At 71.5% G+C, this 21,226-nt stretch carries 20 protein-coding genes; 6 read left to right on the forward strand and 14 right to left on the reverse strand.

All coding sequences use genetic code 11. From position 1 onward, the window contains the following. The first annotated feature begins 31 nt into the window (after nt 1-31). The 3 genes from GGQ63_RS13835 (at nt 32) to GGQ63_RS13845 (ending at nt 2,353) form a co-directional block, all read left to right on the forward strand. A complete protein-coding gene (locus GGQ63_RS13835; RefSeq protein WP_183856816.1) occupies nt 32-325 on the forward strand; it encodes a YciI family protein in 294 nt (97 codons plus the stop codon). Next, nucleotides 325-1,371 (forward strand): hypothetical protein, encoded by a 1,047-nt coding sequence (locus GGQ63_RS13840; RefSeq protein ID WP_183856819.1) that lies wholly within the window; start codon nt 325-327, stop codon nt 1,369-1,371. The genes GGQ63_RS13835 and GGQ63_RS13840 overlap by 1 nt, the downstream gene beginning before the upstream one ends. A gap of 118 nt (nt 1,372-1,489) precedes the next feature. Beyond that, nucleotides 1,490-2,353, forward strand: coding sequence for a glycosyltransferase family 2 protein (locus tag GGQ63_RS13845; protein ID WP_183856821.1), 864 nt, complete (start codon nt 1,490-1,492; stop codon nt 2,351-2,353). Here the strand turns inward: GGQ63_RS13845 and GGQ63_RS13850 are convergent. The 4 genes from GGQ63_RS13850 to GGQ63_RS13865 form a co-directional block, all read right to left on the reverse strand. Continuing rightward, nucleotides 2,341-3,168 carry an aldolase/citrate lyase family protein gene (locus tag GGQ63_RS13850; RefSeq protein ID WP_183856823.1) on the reverse strand — a complete coding sequence of 276 codons (828 nt, stop codon included), beginning with the start codon at nt 3,166-3,168 and terminating at the stop codon, nt 2,341-2,343. The two genes, GGQ63_RS13845 and GGQ63_RS13850, sit on opposite strands and share 13 nt — an antisense overlap. Further along, nucleotides 3,165-3,677: a cupin domain-containing protein gene (locus GGQ63_RS13855; RefSeq protein WP_183856825.1), complete on the reverse strand. Its 513-nt coding sequence runs from the start codon at nt 3,675-3,677 to the stop codon at nt 3,165-3,167. Before GGQ63_RS13855 ends, GGQ63_RS13850 begins: the two co-directional genes overlap by 4 nt. 125 nt (nt 3,678-3,802) lie before the next feature. Next, a complete protein-coding gene (locus GGQ63_RS13860) occupies nt 3,803-4,600 on the reverse strand; it encodes a fumarylacetoacetate hydrolase family protein (protein WP_183856828.1) in 798 nt (265 codons plus the stop codon). A 69-nt stretch (nt 4,601-4,669) separates the two neighbouring features. Further along, a complete protein-coding gene (locus GGQ63_RS13865; RefSeq protein WP_183856830.1) occupies nt 4,670-5,641 on the reverse strand; it encodes an aldo/keto reductase in 972 nt (323 codons plus the stop codon). Nucleotides 5,642-5,903: 262 nt separating this feature from the next. On the opposite strand from GGQ63_RS13865, the gene GGQ63_RS13870 reads away from it, so the two are divergent. Both GGQ63_RS13870 and GGQ63_RS13875 read left to right on the forward strand, forming a co-directional pair. Continuing rightward, nucleotides 5,904-6,764: an aldo/keto reductase gene (locus GGQ63_RS13870; RefSeq protein ID WP_183856832.1), complete on the forward strand. Its 861-nt coding sequence runs from the start codon at nt 5,904-5,906 to the stop codon at nt 6,762-6,764. A 76-nt stretch (nt 6,765-6,840) separates the two neighbouring features. After that, complete coding sequence (locus tag GGQ63_RS13875) at nt 6,841-8,091, forward strand: NAD(P)/FAD-dependent oxidoreductase (protein ID WP_183856834.1); 1,251 nt, start codon at nt 6,841-6,843, stop codon at nt 8,089-8,091. An 8-nt stretch (nt 8,092-8,099) separates the two neighbouring features. Here GGQ63_RS13875 and GGQ63_RS13880 read toward each other — a convergent pair whose 3' ends face one another. After that, nucleotides 8,100-8,864, reverse strand: a complete 765-nt coding sequence (locus tag GGQ63_RS13880) for an SDR family oxidoreductase (protein ID WP_183856836.1) — start codon at nt 8,862-8,864, stop codon at nt 8,100-8,102. Between the two features lie 184 nt (nt 8,865-9,048). On the opposite strand from GGQ63_RS13880, the gene GGQ63_RS13885 reads away from it, so the two are divergent. Next, nucleotides 9,049-10,296, forward strand: coding sequence for a flavin-dependent oxidoreductase (locus GGQ63_RS13885; RefSeq protein ID WP_210308509.1), 1,248 nt, complete (start codon nt 9,049-9,051; stop codon nt 10,294-10,296). 97 nt (nt 10,297-10,393) lie between these two features. Here the strand turns inward: GGQ63_RS13885 and GGQ63_RS13890 are convergent, their stop codons facing one another. The 9 genes from GGQ63_RS13890 to GGQ63_RS13930 all read right to left on the reverse strand — a co-directional run bounded on the left by GGQ63_RS13890 (nt 10,394) and on the right by GGQ63_RS13930 (nt 21,122). Beyond that, a complete protein-coding gene (locus GGQ63_RS13890; protein WP_183856840.1) occupies nt 10,394-11,233 on the reverse strand; it encodes an SMP-30/gluconolactonase/LRE family protein in 840 nt (279 codons plus the stop codon). A 23-nt stretch (nt 11,234-11,256) separates the two neighbouring features. Next, on the reverse strand, nt 11,257-13,062 hold the full coding sequence (locus GGQ63_RS13895; protein ID WP_183856842.1) for a CoA-transferase: 1,806 nt from the start codon (nt 13,060-13,062) through the stop codon (nt 11,257-11,259). Between the two features lie 723 nt (nt 13,063-13,785). Then, nucleotides 13,786-14,826 carry a hypothetical protein gene (locus tag GGQ63_RS13900; protein ID WP_183856844.1) on the reverse strand — a complete coding sequence of 347 codons (1,041 nt, stop codon included), beginning with the start codon at nt 14,824-14,826 and terminating at the stop codon, nt 13,786-13,788. Beyond that, a complete protein-coding gene (locus tag GGQ63_RS13905) occupies nt 14,826-15,662 on the reverse strand; it encodes an enoyl-CoA hydratase/isomerase family protein (protein WP_246429782.1) in 837 nt (278 codons plus the stop codon). Before GGQ63_RS13905 ends, GGQ63_RS13900 begins: the two co-directional genes overlap by 1 nt. Continuing rightward, nucleotides 15,659-16,867: a CaiB/BaiF CoA transferase family protein gene (locus GGQ63_RS13910; protein ID WP_183856846.1), complete on the reverse strand. Its 1,209-nt coding sequence runs from the start codon at nt 16,865-16,867 to the stop codon at nt 15,659-15,661. The genes GGQ63_RS13905 and GGQ63_RS13910 overlap by 4 nt, the downstream gene beginning before the upstream one ends. Before the next feature lie 24 nt (nt 16,868-16,891). After that, on the reverse strand, nt 16,892-17,677 hold the full coding sequence (locus GGQ63_RS13915) for an SDR family NAD(P)-dependent oxidoreductase (RefSeq protein ID WP_183856848.1): 786 nt from the start codon (nt 17,675-17,677) through the stop codon (nt 16,892-16,894). Between the two features lie 11 nt (nt 17,678-17,688). Continuing rightward, nucleotides 17,689-18,681 carry an ABC transporter permease gene (locus GGQ63_RS13920; protein ID WP_183856850.1) on the reverse strand — a complete coding sequence of 331 codons (993 nt, stop codon included), beginning with the start codon at nt 18,679-18,681 and terminating at the stop codon, nt 17,689-17,691. Next, the gene (locus tag GGQ63_RS13925; protein WP_183856852.1) at nt 18,665-20,191 is read right to left on the reverse strand and encodes a sugar ABC transporter ATP-binding protein; all 1,527 of its coding nucleotides are present in this window, start codon (nt 20,189-20,191) and stop codon (nt 18,665-18,667) included. Before GGQ63_RS13925 ends, GGQ63_RS13920 begins: the two co-directional genes overlap by 17 nt. Next, nucleotides 20,181-21,122 (reverse strand): ABC transporter permease, encoded by a 942-nt coding sequence (locus GGQ63_RS13930; RefSeq protein WP_246429783.1) that lies wholly within the window; start codon nt 21,120-21,122, stop codon nt 20,181-20,183. The genes GGQ63_RS13925 and GGQ63_RS13930 overlap by 11 nt, the downstream gene beginning before the upstream one ends. Between the last annotated feature and the right edge of the window lie 104 nt (nt 21,123-21,226).

Raw genomic sequence — 21,226 nt, forward strand, 5'->3', positions numbered from 1 at the left:
GGGGAACAGCCCGAAACGGAGGCCGGCGGCCATGTTCATGATCACGAGCACCTATCGCGCGCCGCAGCCTGCGATCGCCGCGGCGCTGCCGGCGCACCGGGCCTGGATCGACGCGCTCTATGCGGGCGGCGTGTTCGTCCTGTCCGGCCGGCTGGTGCCGCCCTCCGGCGGCTTCATGCTCGCGATCGGCATCGGCCGGGCGGAACTCGAGGCGCTCCTCGCCACCGATCCGTTCCGCATCGCCGATCTCCTCGATCACACGATCACCGAACTCGAGCCGACCCGCCACGCCCCGGAGTTCGAGCCCTTCAAGGAACGCTTCTGATGCGGATCGCGCTCTTCGGCTTCGGCAGCCTCGGCCGCGCCCTCCTCGCCGCCGCCGCGGCGATGCCCGACGTCACCGTCGCGACGATCGTCGACCACGCCCCCGGCCTCGCCGGCACCGCCGTGGAAGGTCCGGCCGGCAGCCTCACGGTCGCACCCCGCCTTCCCCCCGCGGCGGCGCCGACCGTGCTCTTCCATGCCACCACCTCGGATCCCGAGCGCGCCACGGCCGAAATCGTCGCCGCGCTCGAGGCGGGCTATGCCGTCGTCTCGGCGGCCGAGTGGCTGTTCCATCCCTGGCTGCGTTTTCCCCGCGCGGCGGAGGCGATCGACCGGGCGGCGCGTGCCGCCGGCCGGGCCGCGCTCGGCTGCGGCATCAATCCCGGCTTCTGCTTCGAGGCGCTGCCGATCCTCGCCGCGCGCACCCTCGCGCGGGTCGACCGCTTCGACATCCTGCGCATCTCGAACGTCTCGGGCGTCGGCCCGTCCGATTTCGCTCATCTCGGCTTCGGCCTCGACGAGGCGACCTTCCGCGCCCGCGTCGCGGACGGCGCCATCGAGGGCCATATGGGCTTTCCGGAATCGGTCGCCGCGCTCGCCGAATGCACCGGCGTCGCGATCGACGCGATCGAGGACCGGCTCGCCGCGCTGCCGGCGCGGCGGCCGGTGACGCTCGCCCACCGCACCGTGGCGGAGGGCGAGGCGGTGGCGATCACCCAGGTGGCGACCGGCTTCAGGGCCGGCGCGGCGGTGATCACCATGACGCTCGAAATGCATCTCGATCCGGAGTTCTACGGCCGCACCCCGCGCGAGGCGGTGCGCATCGAGGGGAGCCGGACGCTCGCCCTCGACATCGCACCCGCCGCCCCGCCGGTGCCCGGTGCCGCGGCGATGATGCTCCATGCCGCCCGCGCCCTCGGCGCCCTGCCGCCGGGGCTCGCGAGCCCGCTCGACCTGCCGGCCGGCGGCAGCGGGCCGACCCGCCGCCTCTCCGCCGGCCCGGCGGCGCGCGACGGCAGCGGCAGCCGCTTCGCCCTCGCCGGCTGAGCCGCCGCCCGCGGCGGCGTCGGGCGCCGCGCGGCCGCGCGCGCCTTGGGCGCCGGCCTCGCCCGTGCTAGGGCGAAGCGGGCCGGGCGCGGCGGACGCGGCCGGGGGAGCGCGGCGGATGAGCGTCCATCTCTACACGCGGTGCTGGAACGACGGGGCCATGCTGCCCTTCTTCTTCCGGCACTACGACCCCTGGGTCGACCGCTATGTCGTCTATGACGACGGCTCGACCGACGGCTCGCTCGACCTCCTCAACGGCCATGCGAAGGTCGAGGTCCGGCCGATGCCGCCGCCCGCCGACCCGACCTCCCGCGTCGAATCGCACCGCCGGCTGCAGAACGAATTCTGGAAGGAGAGCCGCGGCGCCGCCGACTGGGTGGTGGTCACCGATATCGACGAGCACCTCGATCATCCCGACATGGCGGCCTATCTCGCGGCCTGCCGACGCGCCGGCGTGACCCTGCTGCCGGCCCTCGGCTTCCGGATGGTGGCGCGGGACTTTCCGCCCGCGGACGCGACGCTCGCCGAGGCCGTGCCGATGGGCATGCCGCATCGCCACGAGAGCAAGCTCGGCATCTTCGATCCCGCCGCGCTCGCCGAGACGAACTTCGCCGTCGGCCGGCACGACGCGGCGCCGCAGGGCCGCCTCGTCCTGCCGATGCGGGACGAGATCCGGCTGCTGCATTTCCACTGGGTGGGCTATGAGCGGGTCGCCGCCCGCCACCGTCTGTTCAGGAGCCGCCAGCGGGCGGGCGACATCGCCCGGCGCTGGGGCGCGCATTACGACCTGGACGAGGCCGCCTTCGAACGGGATTGGCGCGCCGCCGAGAACGGTGCCGTCGACGCCCGGGCGATGCCGCTCGCCGCACATCCCGGCCGTAAGCTGAAGGCGCGGGCGGCGCGTGTCGCCGTCGGCCCGGACGGCGGCGGCGGTGGTCTGGTCGGCGCGCTGCGGCGGCTCTTTCCACCCTATCGGCGGTGATCGCGCCGCGCCGCGACGAGCGCGCCGCGCGCCGCCTCGAGCGCCGGCGGATCGCACGACGCCCAATGGGCGAGCCGGCCGCGCAGCGCCGCGACGCCGTCCGCGAGCGTCCAGTTCGGCGGCGGGTCGCGAAAAAAGGAGCGGGCGAGCCAGGCGCCGCCGGCGCCGAGCCGGGGATATTGCGCGTAGAGGAGGTCGGGCGCGACCGGCAGGCCGGTCTGGTCGTAACGGCCGAGCCCGCCGAAGGAGAAGGCGAGGCCGGCGCCGCGCACCGCCTGCGCGATCGTCTCCATCACCACCGAGCCGACGAACTCCATGCCGTCGAGCCGCATCTCCAGCCGCAGGTCGTTGAGCCCGACCATCACCTCGTCGATGCCCGGCACGGCGAGGATCTCGCGCAGCCGGACGAGGGCGCGCGGCGTCTCGAGCAGCAGCATCGCATGGGCGCGGCCGCGCACCGCCGCGGCGAAGGCGGCGACCTCGGCCTCGTCGTGGAAATAGGGCAGCATGATCACCGTCGCGCCGAGATCGAGCGCCCGCTCGACCTCCTCGGCTGTCGCCGCGTGCGGCGGGTTGATGCGGATGAAGACGTCGGCGCGGCCGACCGCCGCGCGGATGCGGGCGAGATCGTCGAAATCGTGATCGGAGATGCGGGTGTCGTGCCCGGCCTGCCGGTCGACCTTGCCGTTACGCTCGATGTCGATGCCGATGCGGTCGATGCCGGCCGCCTCCGCTTCCGCGGCGCGCGCCGGGTCGGCGGTGAGCAGGGTGAGCCGGAAGGACGCCGCGAACCGCGCCGCCGCGTCCGGCGTCATAGCGCGATCGGCGGCAGGGGCGAGTCGGCCGGCAGACGATGATTGTCGGGGTCGGCGTGGTCGTAGGGCACGTCGTTGATGTTGAGATAGCTCGCCGGAACGCCGCTTTCGTTGCGCAGCCCGTGCCAGACGCCGGGCGGAACGATGGCGATCAGCGGCCGCATCACGCCCATGCGGATCACGTCCGCCGCGCCGTGCGTCGGCGAATCCTCCCGCCCGTCCCACAGCACGAGCTTGATCGTGCCGCCGATCGCGACGAGATGGTCGGTCTGCATCCGGTGGCGATGCCAGTCGGTGATGCCGCCGGGGTTCATCGTCGCCAGGATGACATGGCGCGGCGCGATCGAAAGCTCCGGCCAGTCGGTGCGGAGGATCTCGGTCAGCACGCCGCTGCGCGTCAGCACATTGTGCAGCGCAATCGTCCGCACGCCGGCGATCGCGAAGGGCGTCGCGCGGCTGCCGTCCGGCCGGACGGACTGGGGATCCTTGACACCTGTCCGAGACGTCATCGCGTCCCTCCCGGATGGCCGGCACCCCCCAGTGCAGCGGCCGGTTGCGCCCGTCCGGATTGCCCCGATGCGAGGCTTTCGTCAAGCGCTTCCTCTATCGGCGGCGCCGGCGCGAGCGCCTCCGTTCAGGCGCCCCGCGGCTGCGCCACGATGCGCACCTCGAAGGCGCCCGCCGCCCCGAAGTCGAAGGTGGCAACGGAACCGGGCGTGATGACGTGGACGCCGGTGGTCGCGCCGGTCGAGATCCAGTCGCCGGCCCTGAGGCCGCGGCCGCGTCGGGCGAGATTGGCGACGAGAAAGGCGAAGGCCGCGAGCGGCCCGCCGGCGACACGCGCCGCGTCGCCCTCGCCGATCGTCGCGCCGTCGATCGCCACCCGGCTCGTCAGGCTCTCGAGCGGCCGGGCGCGCCAGTCGCCGATCGCCGGGCCGATGACGATCGCCGCATTGTTGCCGTGGTCGGAGACGACCGCCGTCGGGCCGAGATCGTTCAGGGTCGCGAGCGGACTGCCGGCGATCTCCGCACCGATGTGGACGGCGGCGACCGCCGCGGCGAGGTCCTCGGCCGCATAGCCCTCGGCGCGCGGCGGCAGATCGCGGCCGAGCAACAGCACGAACTCCGCCTCGGCGGCCGCGAAGCCGCCCGCCACCACCGGCACCTCGACCGCCCCGTCCGCGCGGCGGGCGTCGACGAGACGGGTGATCGGCCCCGCGACGCGCTCGGCGCCGAGCGCGGCGCGCAGGTCCGGCCGCACGCCGGCGATCTTCCAGCCCGGCAGCGCGGCCCCGATCTCGTCCACCTCGCGGTCCTGGATCCGGTACGCCTCGTCGAGCGTCTCCGGCTGGGAGAGCGGAAAGGCGTCGAGCGCCGTGCCGGCCGCCCGGGCCGCAATGAAGGCATCGGCGATCGCCGCGATCCGGTCCATCGGTCATCTCCTCCGCATGCCGGTCCTTGGCGTGACCGGGTCGGGCGGCACCCTAACGGCCCGGCCGGCTCAGCGGAAGCCCGCCACCCGGTGCGGCTGATAGGGCGCCTCGAGAGCGGCGATCTCGGCCTCGTCGAGATCGAGCGAAAGAGCGGCGACGGCGTCGTCGAGATGCTGCGGCTTCGAGGCGCCGACGATCGGGGCGGTCACCTCGTCCTTCTGCAGCAGCCAGGCGAGCGCCACCTGCGCCCGCGGCACGCCGCGCGCGGAGGCGATCGCCGCCACGGCATCGACGATCTGCCGGTCGGATTCGACATAGAGCGTCTTGCCGAACTCGTCGGTCTCGGCGCGCTCCGTCCTGTCGTCCCAGGCGCGGGTGAGCCGGCCGCGGGCGAGCGGGCTCCAGGGGATCACGGCGAGCCCCTCATCGGCGCAGAAGGGCAGCATCTCGCGCTCCTCCTCGCGGTAGAGGAGGTTCAGATGGTTCTGCATGCTGACGAATTCGGCGAAGCCGTTGAGCCGCGACGTGTAGAGCGCCTGGGCGAGCTGCCAGGCATACATCGACGAGGCGCCGATATAGCGCGCCTTGCCGGCCCGCACGACGTCGTCGAGCGCCTCGAGCGTCTCCTCGATCGGCGTCTCATAGTCCCAGCGGTGGATCTGGTAGAGATCGACATAGTCGGTGCCGAGCCGGCGCAGGCTGGCGTCGATCTCCGACAGGATCGCCTTCCGCGACAGGCCGGCGCCGTTCGGGCCGGGCCGCATGCGGCCGTGCACCTTCGTCGCGAGCACGATCTCGTCGCGCCGGGCGAAATCCCGGATCGCCCGGCCGACGATCTCCTCCGAGGTGCCGTCGGAATAGACGTTCGCGGTGTCGAGGAAGTTGATGCCGAGTTCGAGCGCCTTGCGGATCAGCGGCCGGCTCTTCTCCTCGTCGAGCGTCCAGGCGTGGCTGCCGCGCTCGGGCACGCCATAGGTCATGCAGCCGAGACAGAGCCGCGACACTTCGAGCCCGGTCTTGCCGAAGCGTACATAGTCCATGAGCGCTCTCCTGCCGATCACCCCGGGCCGCGCTGAGAAGCTAGGCCGCGCCCCGGGCGCCGACCAGTGCGGCGCCGGCAATTCAGCTTTTCGCCGTAGGGCATCTTCGGCCCGGGCCTTGGAAAGCCGTGCCGCCGCGTCCATCTCCTTGCCGACACGGCGCGCTCCCCTCCCCCCCGGGCGCCGCCGGTCACGGCCTCGAGGCCCGCGCATCGCACCGCGAACCCGCTCTCGAACCCGTCTCGCACGAAAGGATCCTCCCATGGCAACGGTCTCTGCGGCCGGCTCCGGCACGTTCTCGATCGGCGGCGATCGTCCCGTCACCCGCCTCGGCTTCGGCGCGATGCGCATCACCGGCCCCGGCATCTGGGGCCCGCCGCTCGACCGCGGCGCGGCGATCGCCACCCTGAAGCGGCTGCCGGAGCTCGGCGTCGACTTCATCGACACCGCCGACTCCTATGGGCCGAACTGGTCCGAGGAGCTGATCCGCGACGCGCTCGCGCCCTATGAGGGCACCGTCGTCGCGACCAAGGGCGGCCTCGCCCGCACCGGCGTCGACCGCTGGATCCCGCTCGGCCGGCCGGAATATCTGATCCAGCAGGCGCATACGAGCCGCTGGCGGCTCGGCGTCGAGCGGATCGACCTCTGGCAGCTCCACCGCATCGACCCCAAGGTGCCGCGCGACGAGCAGTTCGACGCGATCCGGTCGCTCATCGACGACGGCGTGATCCGCCATGCCGGGCTTTCCGAGGTCTCGGTCGCCGAGATCGAGGCGGCGCAGAAGGTCTTCCCCGTCGCCACCGTGCAGAACCGCTACAATCTGGTCGACCGGCAGAGCGAGGCGGTGCTCGACTACTGCGCCGCGAACGGCATCGGCTTCATCCCGTGGTATCCGCTCGCCGCGGGCGACCTCGCGAAGCCCGGCTCGATCCTGGACACGATCGCGAAGAAGCACGGCGCCGCGCCGAGCCAGATCGCGCTCGCCTGGGTGCTGAAGCGGAGCCCGGTGATGCTGCCGATCCCCGGCACGTCGAAGGTGGAGCATCTCGAGGAGAATGTCGCGGCGGCCGACATCGTGCTCTCCGACGAGGACTTCGCCGCGCTCGACCGCGCGGGCCGCTGACCGGCCCCGAAACCGCTTGCGGCGGCCGCCATCCTCGGGCATCCGGGGCCGGGCGGCCGAGGCGAGCGGAACGGGCATGAACACCGGGGTGGACGTCGTGATCATCGGGGCCGGCATGGTCGGCCTCTCCTCGGCGCTCCATCTGCAGGAGCGCGGCCTCACCGTCGCGCTCTTCGATCCCGGCCGCGAGGAAGGCCGCGCCTCGTTCGGCAATGCCGGCGTGCTGTCGCGCAACTCGATCTTCCCGGTCGCCGCGCCCGGCCTGCGGAGCCGCCTGCCGCGCTATGCGCTCGGCCGCGACGTCGCGGTGCGCGCCCGGCTCGCCTCCGTCCCGTTCCTCCTTCCCTGGCTCACCCGCTTCGTCGCGGCGGCGGACGAGCGGCGCTGGCGCGCCGCGGCGGCGGCGCTCGATCCGCTCGTCTCCCGCGCCTATGACGAGCATCTCCATCTCGCCGACCGCGTCGGCGGCCGAAGCCTGATCCGGCGGAACGGCTGGATGCGGCTCTACCGGAGCGCCGCGGCCTTCGAGGCCTCGGCCCGCGAGCGGGCGGTGCTCGCGGAATACGGCGTCGGCATGGAATGCCTCGAGCAGCAGGACATCGTCCAGCTCGAGCCGCATCTCGCCCGCCGTTTCGCGCGCGCCATCCTCTTCACCGACAGCGGCGCGGTCGAGAGCCCCGGCGCGCTCGTCCGGCTCTATCGCGCCGCGGTGGCGGCGCAGGGCGGCCGCTTCGTCGAGGCGCTCGCCGAGCGCATCGAAGAGGATGCCGACGGCATCGCGGTGACGGGCGGGCCGACGACGATCCGCGGCCGCTTCGCCGTGCTCGCCGCGGGCGCCTGGTCGGGACAACTCGCGCGCACGCTCGGCGACCGCTTCCCGCTCGCCGCCGAGCGTGGCTATCACCGCCATTTCCGCCTCGCCGAAGGCGCGGAACTGCGCCGGCCGGTGCACGATGCGGCCGGCGGCTATGTGATGTCGCCGATGAACGGCCGGGTGCGGGTGCTCTCCGGCGTCGAGCTCGCCCGGCCGGACGACCCGCCCGACCATCGCCAGATCGCCGCGGTGACGGCCGATGCGGCGAACACGATCGCGCTCGGCGATGCCGTCGAGCCGGCGCCCTGGATGGGGAGCCGCCCCTCGACGCCGGACGGCCTGCCGGTGATCGGCGTCTCGAAGCGCCGCAGCCGGCTGATCTTCGCCTTCGGCCACGGCCATATCGGCTTCGCGAACGGCCCGCTCACCGGCCGCATCGTCGCCGCGCTCGTCGCGGGAGAGGCCGCCCCGATCCCGATCGGAGCCTTCAGCCCGCGCCGCTTCGGCGCCTGAGCTCCTTGCTACGGCAGGTTCAGGCCGCCATTCACATGGATCGCCTGGCCGGTGATCTGCACCGCGCCGGGCGAGAGCAGGAAGGCGACCGTCGCGGCGATGTCGGCGGGCTCGGTCAGCCGGCCGGTCGGCGTCACCGACACCGCGGTCTTCAGCGAATCGGGCGTCGCGGCGAGATGGCCGCCGCCCTGTTTGCGGGTGAAGCCGGGGACGATCGCGTTGACCGTGATGCCCTGCGGCGCGAACTGCATCGCCATCACCTTGACGAGCGCCTCGAGCGCCGCCTTGGCGGCCGAGGTGGCGGGGAAGTTGAGCCCGGCCGTGCCGAAAATGTGCGCGACGAAGGAGGAGATCGCGACCACCCGGCCGCAGGACGACCGCTCGAGATCGGGCAGCGCCGCCGTGACCATGCGCAGGAAGGCGACCGGCATGGCGGCAAAAGCCGCCTCGAGCTCGGCCGGCGTCAGGTCGCCGATCCTCGACCGCGCCGCCTGGCCGGCATTGGAGACGATCTGGTCGACCCGGCCGAAGGCGGCGCGCGCCGCGCCGACGAGCGCCGCCGGCACGTCCGGATCGCCGAGATCGCCGGTCGCGGTCTCGACGGCGGCGCCGCGGGCGCGGCAGGCCTCGGCGACCTCGGCGAGGCCGGCGGCGTTCTTGCGGGTGTGGAGGAGGAGGGCGGTGCCGCCCGCGGCAAGGGTTCTCGCCGTTTCCGCGCCGATGCCGCTCGCGGCTCCGGTGACGAGGACGACGCGCTCGAATGCTGCGGTCACGCTGCTCTCCGTTCTTTTAGACTGACGATGAAAGGCGCGGCGGGCCGGCCGGCGGCGATCCTAGCGGCAGTCCGCGCACTTCGGTATACAAAATTCCGTCAGTATACCCCCTTTTAATTGACAGGCCGGCGCGGCTCGGTCCTAATGGGACAAAGCGACAGACACCATCCGAGGGATGAAGGCCATGGACGTCATCATCGTCGGCGCCGGCATTGGCGGCCTGACACTCGCCCTGATGCTGCACCGGAAGGGCATCCCGACCCGCGTCTATGAGGGCGCGTCGGAAATCCGCCCGATCGGCGTCGGCATCTCGATCCTGCCGCATGCGAGCCGCGAGCTCTGCGAACTGGGCCTCAGGGACGCCCTCGCCGCGGTCGCCGTGACGGCGCAGGAATCCTGCTTCTTCAACCGCTTCGGCCAGTTCGTCTACAAGGAGCCGGTCGGCACCTATGCCGGCTATGAGTGGCCGCAGTTCCAGATCCACCGCGGCGACCTGCAGCAGATCCTCTACCGGGCCTATATCGCCGAAGCCGGCGCCGACCGGGTGATCACCGGCCGCCGCTGCCTGCGCGTCGACCAGGGCGAGGGCAAGGCGACCGCCACCTTCGCGGTCGCCGGCCACGAGGGCGAGACCGAGACGGTCGAGGGCGCCGCGGTGATCGGCGCCGACGGCATCCATTCGGTGGTCCGCAAGCAGCTCCATCCCGAGGATGGCGGGCCGATCTATTCCGGCGTCAACATGTGGCGCGGCGTCACCCGCTGGAAGCCCTATCTCACCGGCGCGTCCTATGTCCGCGCCGGCTGGCTCTCGCACGGCAAGATGGTCATCTATCCGATCCGCAATGCGCTCGATTCGGACGGCAACCAGCTGATCAACTGGGTCGCCGAGGTCGAGACCCCGCAGCACGACAAGCAGGACTGGAACAAGCAGGGCCGGCTCGAGGACTTCATCCATTATTTCGAGGACTGGCACTTCGACTTCCTCGACGTGCCGGCGATGATCCGCGCCGCCGACATGATCCTCGAATACCCGATGGTCGACAAGGATCCGCTCGACCGCTGGAGCTTCGGCCGGATCACCCTGCTCGGCGACGCGGCGCATCCGATGTATCCGCGCGGCTCGAACGGCGCCGGCCAGGCGATCCTCGACGCGCGCGCGCTCGCCGACGCGCTCGCCGCCGAGCCGGATGCCGAGCGGGCGCTCGCCGCCTATGAGGCGGAGCGCCTGCCGGCGACGGCGAAGGTCGTGCGCACCAACCGCACCACCCCGCCCGACGCGATCCTGCGCGAGGTCTGGCTCAGGAGCGGCGACAAGCCGTTCGACCGCATCGAGGACGTCATCTCGGCCGAGGAGCTCGCCGCGATCACCAACAGCTACAAGAAGGTCGCCGGCTACGACAAGCAGACGCTGGCGGCGAAGCGGGTCGCCTGACCCCGCCGCAAGGCCGCAATGAAAAAGGCCGCCGTCCCCGGACGATGGCCTTTTTCCCACGAGGTGCCCCGTTTCGGCCGGTTCCGTACCCGCCGCGCTACAGGCTCGACAGGTCGATCTCGGTGATGTGCCAGCGGCCGAGATTGGCGGTGTAGAGCCTGTCGCCCTTCAGCGCGATGTTGGTCGGATGGGCGATCGTCGTCGCCATCCTGTCCTCGATCAGCAGTTCGAGCCGCCCGGAGGGCGACAGGCGGTAGATGCGGCTCGGCTCGTAGCAGGAGATGTAGAGCGTGCCGTCGGGCGCGAAGGCGAGGCCGTCCGGCACCACCGCGACCTCCCCCGTGACGCGCGACACCGGGCCGGCGGCACCGTCCGCCCCGATCGGCACGAAGCTGACGCAGGGCACGTCGCTCTCGACCACATAGAGCCCGCTTCCATCGGGCGCCATCGCCATGCCGTTCGCGAAATCCATCGGTGCGGTCGACCACACGCCGCCCTCGCCGGTCGCGAGATCGTAACGGAAGACGCCGGGCCCCGGATTGCCGTTGCCGCGGCTGTCCGACACGTAGAGATGGCCGCGCGCCGCGTCGACCACCGGATAGTTCGGCACGCGGATGCCCGACGCGGCGAATTTCTCCATCCGCCGGCTCGCCGCGTCGAAGCGGAAGATCGCGGCGTGTTTGAGGTCGCAGGCGAAGAGATGGCCGGCCGGATCGAAGGCGATGCCGAGCAGGAAGCCGTCCGTCCCGGCCATCCGCTCGACCGTGGATCCGTCCGGCGCGATGCGCAGGAGATCGCCCGTCTCGGTGCCGCACCAGACCGACCCGTCGGCATGGATCGCGACGCCCTCGGGATGGGCGATGCGCGGGTTGGTGAACACCCCGTCGATGAAGACTCGGGCGGCGGAGATGTCGAGCAGCGGGGTGAGATGGGTCATCGGCGGCTCCTCCCAAAGCCGGATCAGGTCTGCGCGTGAGGCGGCCCGGCGGCGAGCCGGTCGACGAGCGCGCGGTCGGCGGCCAGAATCGCGCCGATCAGCGCGCCGCGGTCACGCGCCGCGACGAATTCGAGCCGCCTGAGCCCGAGCGGATCGATGGTATGGCGGAGCGTCTCGAGCGTACCGGGCTCGGGCAGGGCGACCGGACGGACGTCCTCATCGAAGATCAGCGGGAAGCCGGTCGCCGCGGCGAGCGCCTCGCGCGTCGTGCCGGGCATCAGTTCAGCGACGACGAGCAGCCCGGTCCCGGCGTCGAGCCTGAACACGGCGAGGTCGGTGAAGACGAGTGCGCGTCCGGTGCGATAGCCGGCCGCGGCGCGCTCCTCCGGCCGGATCAGGCCGCGGGCGGAGCTCGCGATGTCGACCTCGGCGACGAGCGAGAGCGGCGAATGCCGGGTGACGTAGAGCCCGTAATCGCGGTGCATGTTGGCGACGTCGGCCATGCCGCCCTGGCCGGGCAGGCGGATCTGCCCGCCGTTCTTCTTGCGGATCGACAGCGTGTTGACCCGGCCGAACCGGTCGACCTGCGCCGCGCCGACGATCTCGTGCGTCACCGCGCCGGCCTGGTAGAGCGCCGCATAGGTGTCGTCGCCGCCGGCATGGGCCGCCGCCGTCGCCGCGTCGAACCCCTCGATCAGCGACAGCACCATCGGCGAGGGCGCGATGTCGAGATGGCCGCAGGAGAGCGTGGCGACGATCATGCCCGGCGCGTGCGTCGCCTTGGCGAGGCGGTAGGCGACATTGGCGAGCGGCGACACCGCGCCGGCGCTCGCAAAGCTGTCGTCGTCGAGCTCGGCGGCGACGCGGCAGACCATGATCTCGTCGAGGCTCGCCGGCGCGGCTGCCGGGACGATCGCCGGCGCGGCGAGGCCGTCCGCGCCGGGGCGGAGCGCGCCCGCAATGGCGGCCGCCTCCGGCGGGATCGCCGCCGCAGCGACGAGATGGGCCGGCACGCCGCCCTCCGGCAGCGCGAGGCTGTCGGCGAGCGGCGCGGCGCCCGAAAAGGCGGCGGCGAGCGCGGCATAGTCGGTGACGTAATGCGGCAGGGACGAGGTCGGCCAGGCGGCGCCGTCGTGCTGCGCGATCGCCGTCACCTGGTTGCGCAGGATGACGGTCTGCCGCCCTCTCGCGCCGAGCGTGCCGGTCGGCACGATCGCGTCGACGGTGACGAGCACGGTGCGCGCCGCGCCGACCATGGCGAGGTCGAGCGCGCGGGCGCCGTAGATCTCGACATTGCCGCTCTCATCCGCCCGCGGCGCGTGCAGCACCAGCGTGTCGAGCACGAGCGGCGGCACGGCGCCGACCGGCGCGCCGGTCAGCGGATCGGCGACCCTGCGCGCCGTCGGCATCCGCTCCATCATCGCCGAGCCCGCCGGAAGCTGGAAGCTGCGGCTCGGCATGTTGGTCGCCGCCGCCCGCAGCGCCTCGATCATGGCGAGCGCGGTCCAGTCCTCGAGCGGCAGCGCGCCGCTCTCGACCGCGGCGCGGAAGCGTGGCGGCAGGCCGAAGATGTCGAGGCTCGAAAAGCAGAGATCGGCCGAGGCGACGGCCTCCGCCTCGAGCAGGATCTCGAGCGGCAGGCCGCCGGCCCAGGCCGTGTAGCGGAGCCCCGTCACCCCGCGCGCCGCGACGGCGCGCAGCAGCGCGATCGGCAGCCGCGCGAAATGATGCCCGCCGACCCCGAACCGCCCACCCGCGCCGACCCGCGCCGCCAGCCCGTCGAGATCGGTGAACACCGGCCGGTTCGGCTTGACGAGACTCGTCACCATGACCCTCGCCCTCTCCTCCACCCGTCCCATCCGTCCCGCCGCCGCCGCCGCACCGCCCGTCCTCCGGGCACATCCCTCTCCACCCGTCATGCCGGCCTCCGTGCCGGCATCCATAATCGTGCCGCCGCCCGGCGGGCGCCCCCGCTTCCCCCCGTCGCGCCCGGCTTGGCGCGGACGACGCCGCATGTCGGGCGCGGTTTCCCTCCCCCCTTGCGGGGGAGGGGCAGGGTGGGGGGAAGCGGGATGGAACGCCCTCGCCGGTCTTGCCGGCTCCCCGCCGTCCCGGGAAACGGCCGCCGGCCTCGGCGTATTCACCCCCCACCCCGACCCTCCCCCACAAGGGGGGAGGGAAGCCGTTCCCGCACCATGCCGCCCGCCCTGCGAACATCCCCCCACCCGTCATCCCCGCGAAGGCGGGGATCCATACGACCGAGCCCGGCCCGGCGACATCGCTCCGGCCTTGCCTCGCCCGCGCGGACGGACGCGGAACGCGACGCCGGGCCACCCGGCGTCCGGCATATGGACCCCGGCCCGGAGGCCGGGGTGACGGGTGTTCGGGGATGGCGAATCCCGTTCCGACCCTCCGACCACCCGTCCCATCCGTCCCCCCGCCGCCGCCGCACCACCCGTCCTCCGGGCACATCCCTCTCCACCCGTCATGCCGGCTTCCGTGCCGGCATCCATAATCGTGCCGCCGGGCGGCAGGCGCCCCCGTCAGCCGCCTCACAGCGGCTCGGCGGCGATCCGGTAGCGGGTGACGAAGGGCGTGTCGGGGTCGAAGGCGATCGCCGTCGGCGTGCCGGAGCGGGCGATCGGATTGTCGGCGGCGGCGACCGCCGGGCCGAGGCCGAAGGGCGAGCAGATCGGCTCGATGCCGAGCGCGACATGGCGGCCGTTCCAGGGATGGAACTTGCGGCCGCGATTGCTCATCCACAGGAGAAGGCTCGGCAGGTGCTCCTTCTGCCAGCTGAGGCGGACGCGAAACCCCTCGTCCGGATAGGCGAGCGCGACGCTGCCGTCGATGCCGTTCAGCTGCAGCAATTCCTCGGTCGGTGCGGCGAGCGGCACGGCGGCGGCGTCGACCGTGCCGCCGTCGATCCCCGGCACGGCGGAGAGATCGGTGAAGCGCTGGTTGGCGGCGAAGACGGGCGTCGCATCGTCGACGCTGCGCAGATAGGTGAGGCCGTGATCGAAGGCGCCCGGCTCGATGCGGGCGCCGCCCGGCCGGGCCGGCAGGCGGAAGGTCGGGTGGAGGCCGAGCGGCAGCCGGCAGGGCCGGCGGGCATGGACCGTCAGCGTGATGTCGACCGCCGGGGCGGAGGGATCGGGCGTGACGGTCCGCTCCATGCGGCGGATCGGGTCGGGGTCCGGGATGTCGATCGCGAGGGCGAGGCTGCCGGCGGGCGCCTCCTGCCAGGTCCAGCCATGGTTCGAGGCATAGCCGTGCGGCAGGTCGTGCGCCTCGGCCGGCTGCATCAGCGCGGCCCATTCGGCCGGGAAGCCTTCGGGCGCCGCGGCATAGCCGAAGGGCAGGCAGGGCCAGTCGCCGCGCAGCTTCCGCTCGACCGCGGCGATTCGCTCGGCGCCCGGCTCATAGGCCCAGGGGGCGATCTGCATCGGCGCCGCCTGCCGGCCGTCGGCGAGCACGAAGGTGACCGGCGCCAGCATCGCCGCATGGCGCTGCACGGTGAGGCTGCCGAATTCCCAGCCCAGACCGCGATACTCGTCCGTCGTGCCTGGCGCCGTACTTGGCGTCGTGCCCATCACCCGTCCTCCCGTCGGCCGGCGGCCTTCTGTGCCGCCTTTTCCGCGGCCCGTGCCGCACTCTTCGCCGCGAACTCCCGGACCCGGCGCTCTCCGGTCTCCGTCCGGTAGAGGGCGCAGACGAGCGCCCGCTCCGCTTCGAGGCCGGCGTCGAGATCGCCCTTCGCGGCGACCGCCGTCAAGCGCTTCAGCCCTTCGATCGCCTCCGCCGGCTCGTCGGCGATCATCGCCGCGAGAGCGAGCGCCCGCGGCATCAGCGCCTCCGCCGGCACGATCTCGGCGACGAGGCCGGCCGCGACGAAATCGGCGGCGGGCACGATCGCCCCGGTCATCAGGAGAAGGTTCGCCCGGTTGCGGCCGAGCTTGGCGACGCTCCGCTGCGTGCCGCCGCCGCCGGGCACGAGGCCGAGCTTGATCTCGGGCAGGCCCATCTTCGCGGTGTCGGCGGCGATCACGATGTCGCAGCAGAGCACGAGCTCGAAGCCGCCGCCGAGCGCGAAGCCGTTGACCGCCGCGATGACCGGCTTCCGGTTGTCCTCGATCGCCGCATACATCGCCCCGCCGGCCTTCTGGAAGGCGTCGAATTCGGGGCCGGTCTGGTCGGCATAGTCCTTGATGTCGGCCCCGGCCATGAAGCCGCGGCCTTCCCCCGTGACGACGATCGCGCCGACGCCCTCGTCCTCCGACAGCACGGTGAAGGCGGCGGTGATCTCGCCCTGCATCCGCCTGTTCATGGCGTTGAGCTGCTCGCCGCGGCGGAAGGTGACGATCGCGACGCGGCCCTGCCGCGCGACCGCGAGCGTCTCGTAGTCCCTGCCCTCGAGTCCGGCCATCATCGGGCCTCCTCGACCGTCATGTCGCCGGCCGCCTCGAGCGCGGCGATCTCGTCGTCGGAGACGCCGAACTCCTTCAGGATCTCGCGGCCGTGCTCGCCGACGAGCGGCGCCGGCCGCTCGATCGCGGGCGGCGTCTCGCTCATCCGCACCGCCGGCGCGATCACCTTCACCGTCCCGGCCTTCGGATGCTCGTAGCTCGCGATCATGCCCATATGGGTGACCTGCGGGTCCTCGGCGGCGCGGCGGATGTCGTTGACCGGCGCGCACCAGATGTCGGCATCGAGCATCCGCTCGAGGAGGTCGTCGCGGTCGAACTTCTTCGTCTCCTCATTGACCTTCTGCCACACCGCATCGCGCTGCGAAAACAGGGTGGCAAGGTCGTCGTAAGGAGCAAGATGCGGCGCGTCGAGCGTCTCGTAGAGCGTCCTGAACGGGCTCATCGCGATGGTGACGTAGCCGCCGTCCTTCGTCTCGTAAACGCCGAAGGGCGCTTGCATTCCGGGATGGCCGATGCCGGAATTGGGGCGCACGAAGTCCTCGCCGAGATTGAGCACGCCGACATATTCCTGCGCCAGATGGGCGAGCATGCCGGCGAGGAGATTGACCTCGATCTTCTGCCCCTTTCCGGTCTTTTCGCGGTAGTAGAGGGCGGAGAGTATGCCATAGACCATGTTCATGGCGCCGATCTGGTCGGCCATGCCGGAGCCGGCCGGCACCGGCGGCATGTCGCCCCGCCCGGTATTGGCGAGCAGCCCGGCGAGCCCCTGGATCAGCATGTCCTGCCCGGGCCGCTCGACATAGGGTCCGTCCTCGCCATAGCCCGAGCCCGAACAATAGATGATCCGCGGGTTGACGGCCCTGAAGTCCTCATAGCCATAGCCGAGCTTGGCGAGCACGCCCGGGCGGAAGTTCTGCACGACGATATCGGCCTTCTTCGCCATCTCCATGATCAGGCCGTGGACCCTGCGGCTCTTCAGGTTGAGCGCGATCGATCTCTTGTTGCGGTTCCAGGCGAGGAAGTTCGGGCTTTCCGATCCGCCGACCCATTTCGCGAAGAAGGTCATGCCGCGGAACATGTCGCCCGATCCGGCGCGCTCGATCTTGATCACCTCCGCCCCCATGTCGGCGAGCAGCTGGGTCGCGAACGGCCCCTGCAGGAGATGGCTGAAATCGAGGATGGTGACGCCGGAAAGGGCCTTGTCCATGGTGCTTCTCTCGGAAATGTGCCGTCAGACGAGATCGGGCACGAAGCGCGGCGCGGCGGTCAGGCCGCCGTCGACGCGCAGGTCGATGCCGGTGGTGAAGCCGGCGGCGTCGCTCGCCAGATAGATCGCCGCTTCCGCGATCTCCGACGGCTTCCCGATCCGGCCGATCGGATGCATCTTCAGCCAGGCACGGGCGATGTGGTCGCCCTGCTCGGCGACGATCTTCTCGTTCATCGGCGTGGCGATCGTGCCGGGCGAGATCGAGTTGACGCGGATGTTCAAGGGGCCGAACTCGACCGCCATCTGCCGGCTCATCGACATCACCGCGCCCTTCGCGCCGGCATAGGCGGTCCAGCCGTCGAGGCCGACATGGCCCTGCGCCGAGGCCATGTTGATGATGGCGCCGGATTTCTGGCGGATCATGTGCGGCAGCGCCGCCTTGCAGCCGAGGAAGACGCTCGTCAGATTGACCGCGATCAGGCGGTTCCACTGCGCTTCCGTCATCTCGTGCAGCGGCATGCCGCCGATCGCGATCGCCGCATTGTTGACGAGCACGTCGAGCCGGCCGCCGGTCTCCGCCGCGGTGTCGACGAGCCGGGCGACATCGGCGGCGACCGACACGTCGCAGTGGAGATAATCGGCCGCCAGGCCCTCGGCCTTCAGCGCGGCGACGACGGCCTCGCCCTTCGCATCGTCGATGTCGCCGGCGAAGACATGCGCCCCCTCGCGCGCGAACCCTTCCGCGATGGCGTGACCGATGCCGTCGGCGGCTCCGGTGACGACGGCGATCTTTCCTTCGAGACGACCCATGTTCTGCTCCTTCAGGCGCGTCGCCGCTTCAATTCGTCGAAGGCGACGGCCGCGATGATGATGCCGCCGGTGATGACGAGTTGCCACTCGGTCGCGATGTTGAGCATGCCGAGGCCGTTCGAGACGAATTGCAGGATGAGCACGCCGAGCGCCATGCCGGCGAGGCTGCCGACCCCGCCCGACAGGCTGACGCCGCCGAGCACCACCGCGGCGACGACCTGGAATTCGAAGCCGAGCCCGGCGACGTGCACCGCCGAGCCGAGCCGCGAGGCGAGCAGGATGCCGGCGATGGTGGCGAGCAGCGCGCTGATCACGAAGGCGACGAACTTCACCCGGCGGACATTGTAGCCGGCGAGCCGGGCCACCTCCGGATTGCCGCCGACGGCGTAGAGCTGCCGCCCGAACGGCCGGTGCCGCAGGAAATAGGCAAACGCGATCAGGAGGATGACGGCGATCACCGCCGGATGGGGCACGACCCCGAAGAGCCGGCCATTGCCGAGCTGGAAGAAGCTCTCGAGCATCACGTCGTCGGGGATCGCCCGCTGGCCGGTGTAGAGATAGACCCCGCCGCGCAGGATGAAGAGCGTGCCGAGCGTCACGATCAGCGAGTTGATGCCGAGATAGGCGGCGAGATAGCCGTTCACCACGCCGACCGCGAGGCCGAGCGCCAGCGCGCCGGCGACGCCGAGGGCGAAGGATTCGGTCGCGTTCATGATGGTGATCAGCGGAATGGCGATCGCCGCGACGAGCGAGCCGATCGACACGTCGACCTCGCCGGAAATGAAGACGATCGCCACCCCGATGCCGGCGACGAGCGGCAGCGCCGCCTGGCCGAGCACATTGGTGAGGTTGCGCGTCGTCAGGAAGGTGTCCGAGGCGAGCGCGAAGAAGGCGATCACCGCGAGGAGCGACAGGAGGAGCGCGATCTCGTTCCGCCGCGCGAGGCGGCGCAGCAAGGAGGGACCGGCCGGCGCCGCGGCAAGGGAGCTAACCGATTGCGGCATTGAGGATTTTCTCCTGCGTCGCGGCGTCCCGCTCGAAGCCGGCGGTGATCCGGCCGCCCGCCATGACGAGGATGCGGTCGGAAAGGCCGAGCAGCTCCGGCATTTCCGAGGTCATCATCACGACGGCGAGCCCCTCGCCGGCGAGCCGGTCGAGCAGGGCGAAGATCTCCGACTTGGCGCCGACATCGATGCCGCGGGTCGGCTCGTCGACGACGATCACCTTGAGGCCGCGCATCAGCCAGCGGGCGATCAGCACCTTCTGCTGGTTGCCGCCGGAGAGGTTCTTGATCGGCTGGGCGAGCGAGGGTGTCTTGACCCGGAAGCGGTCGACGAAGCTCTGCACGGCGCTGCGCTCGCGGCCTTCCTCGACGAAGCCGGCGCGGCTGAAGTTCTCGAGCGCGGCGAGGCTCATATTCTGCTGCACCGGCAGTTCGAGCATCAGGCCCTCGCCCTTGCGGTCCTCCGAGAGCAGGCCGATGCCGAGCGAGACGCCCGTTCGGGTGTCGTGCGGCTTCAGCGGCCGGCCGCCGATCGCGATCGTGCCGGTGCGGATCGGGTCGAAGCCGACGATCGCCTTGGCGAGTTCGGTGCGGCCGGCGCCCATCAGGCCGAAGAAGCCGAGCACCTCGCCGGCCCGGGCCTCGAAGGCGACGTCCTTCAGCTTGGCGTCGGTCGAGAGGTTGGAGACGGAGAGGACCACCTCGCCCTTGTGATGGCCGCGCGAGCGGGGGAAGAGGTTCTCGATCCGCCGGCCGATCATGTCGTGGATCAGGCTGTCGTGATCGTGCGCACCGATCGGCTTGGTGGAGATGTGGCGCCCGTCGCGCAGCACCGTCACCTCGTCGGCGATCTCGAACACCTCGTCGAGTTTGTGGCTGACATAGACGACGGCGATGCCGAGCGCGGTGAGGCGCCGGATCACCGCGAAGAGCAGCGCCACCTCGCTCGGGGTGAGCGAGGAGGTCGGCTCGTCCATCACCACGATGCGGGCCTCGTGGGCGAGGGCGCGGGCGATCTCGACCATCTGCTGCTGGCTGATCGGCAGGTCGCCGGTCTTGGCTGCGGGATCGACGTCGAAGCCGATGCGGGCGAACAGCGCCGCCGCCTCGCCGCGGATGCGCTTCCAGTCGATCGAGCCGGCGCGGCCGACCGGATACTGCTCGAGGAAGATGTTTTCCGCGACGGTGAACTCGCCGATCAGGGCGATCTCCTGGAACACCACCTTCAGCCCCTGCGCGAGCGCGTCGCGCGGGGTGCGCAGTTCCGTCTCGCGGCCGCCGATGCGGATCGACCCGGCATCCTTGCCGTAGACCCCGGCCATGATCTTGATCAGGGTCGACTTGCCGGCGCCGTTCTCGCCCATCAGGGCGTGCACCTTGCCGGGGGCGAGCACGAGATCGACGTCTTCGAGCGCGATGACGCCGGGGAAGCGCTTGCCGATGCCGCGCATTTCGAGCGCCGGCGCGGCGGCCGCCTCCGCGGCGGGGCGGAGGGCAGGATCAGCGGGCATCGCGGCGCCTCCGCACGAGGTCGAGCCAGGTGGCGAGGATGATCACCACGCCGGGCACCACCATCTGCAGGTCCTGGTTCCAGCGCAGGATGATGATGCCGTTGTCGATCACCTTGAGGACGAGCACGCCGAGCAGCGTGCCGACGAGCGTGCCGCGGCCGCCCGACAGGCTCGTTCCGCCGAGGATGACGGCGGCGATCACGGTCAGTTCGAAGCCGCGGCCGGCGGTCGGCTGGCCGGCATTCATCAGCGAGGCGAGGATCAGCCCGGCGACGCCGACGAGCAGGCCGGTCGCGAGGAAGGCGACGAGCTTGAGGCGCTCGGCCCGCAGCCCCGAGAGCCGCGCCGCCTTGCCGTTCGCGCCGACCGCATAGAGATAGCGGCCGAAGGTGGTGAAGCGGAGCGCCACAAAGCCGGCGATGAAGATGAGGGCGGCGATCAGCACCGGGATCGGCAGGCCGCCGACATAGCCCGCGCCGAGTTCGGTGAAGGCGCGGATCTGGTGGAGGTTCTGCACCGCCTCGCGGGTGTAGAGATAGACGCCGCCCTGCAGCATCATCATCGTCGCGATGGTGGCGATCAGCGAATTGACCTTGAGCCGGGTGACGACGAGGCCGTTGAAGAGGCCGACGCCGCCGGCGAAAGCGAGCGCGGCGAGCGTGCCGAGCACGAGGCTGCCGGTGCGGTTGGTGACGTCCATGCCGACGCAGCCGGTGAAGGCGAGCGAGGCGCCGACCGAGAGATCGACCTCCGCCGCGACGAGCAGCATCGTCATGCCGGTGGCGACGATCAGCACGAGCGCGCATTGGCGCAGGATCGCGATGACATTGGCGCCGGTGTAGAATTGCGGCGCGGCGAGCGAGATGGCGATGCACAGCAGCGCCAGTATGCCGAGGAGCACGATCTGGCTGCGGTCGGAGACGAGGCTCATGCCCGCCCCCGGCTTTCGCGCGGGCAATGTTTCGGTCGACATGCTTCGGCTCGTTGCTCTCGAAAGGCGTCGGACGACCATCGCCCCGTCATTCCGGCGGAGCC

The organism is Prosthecomicrobium pneumaticum (genome assembly GCF_014199915.1).
In the GTDB taxonomy this organism is placed as follows: domain Bacteria; phylum Pseudomonadota; class Alphaproteobacteria; order Rhizobiales; family Kaistiaceae; genus Prosthecomicrobium; species Prosthecomicrobium pneumaticum.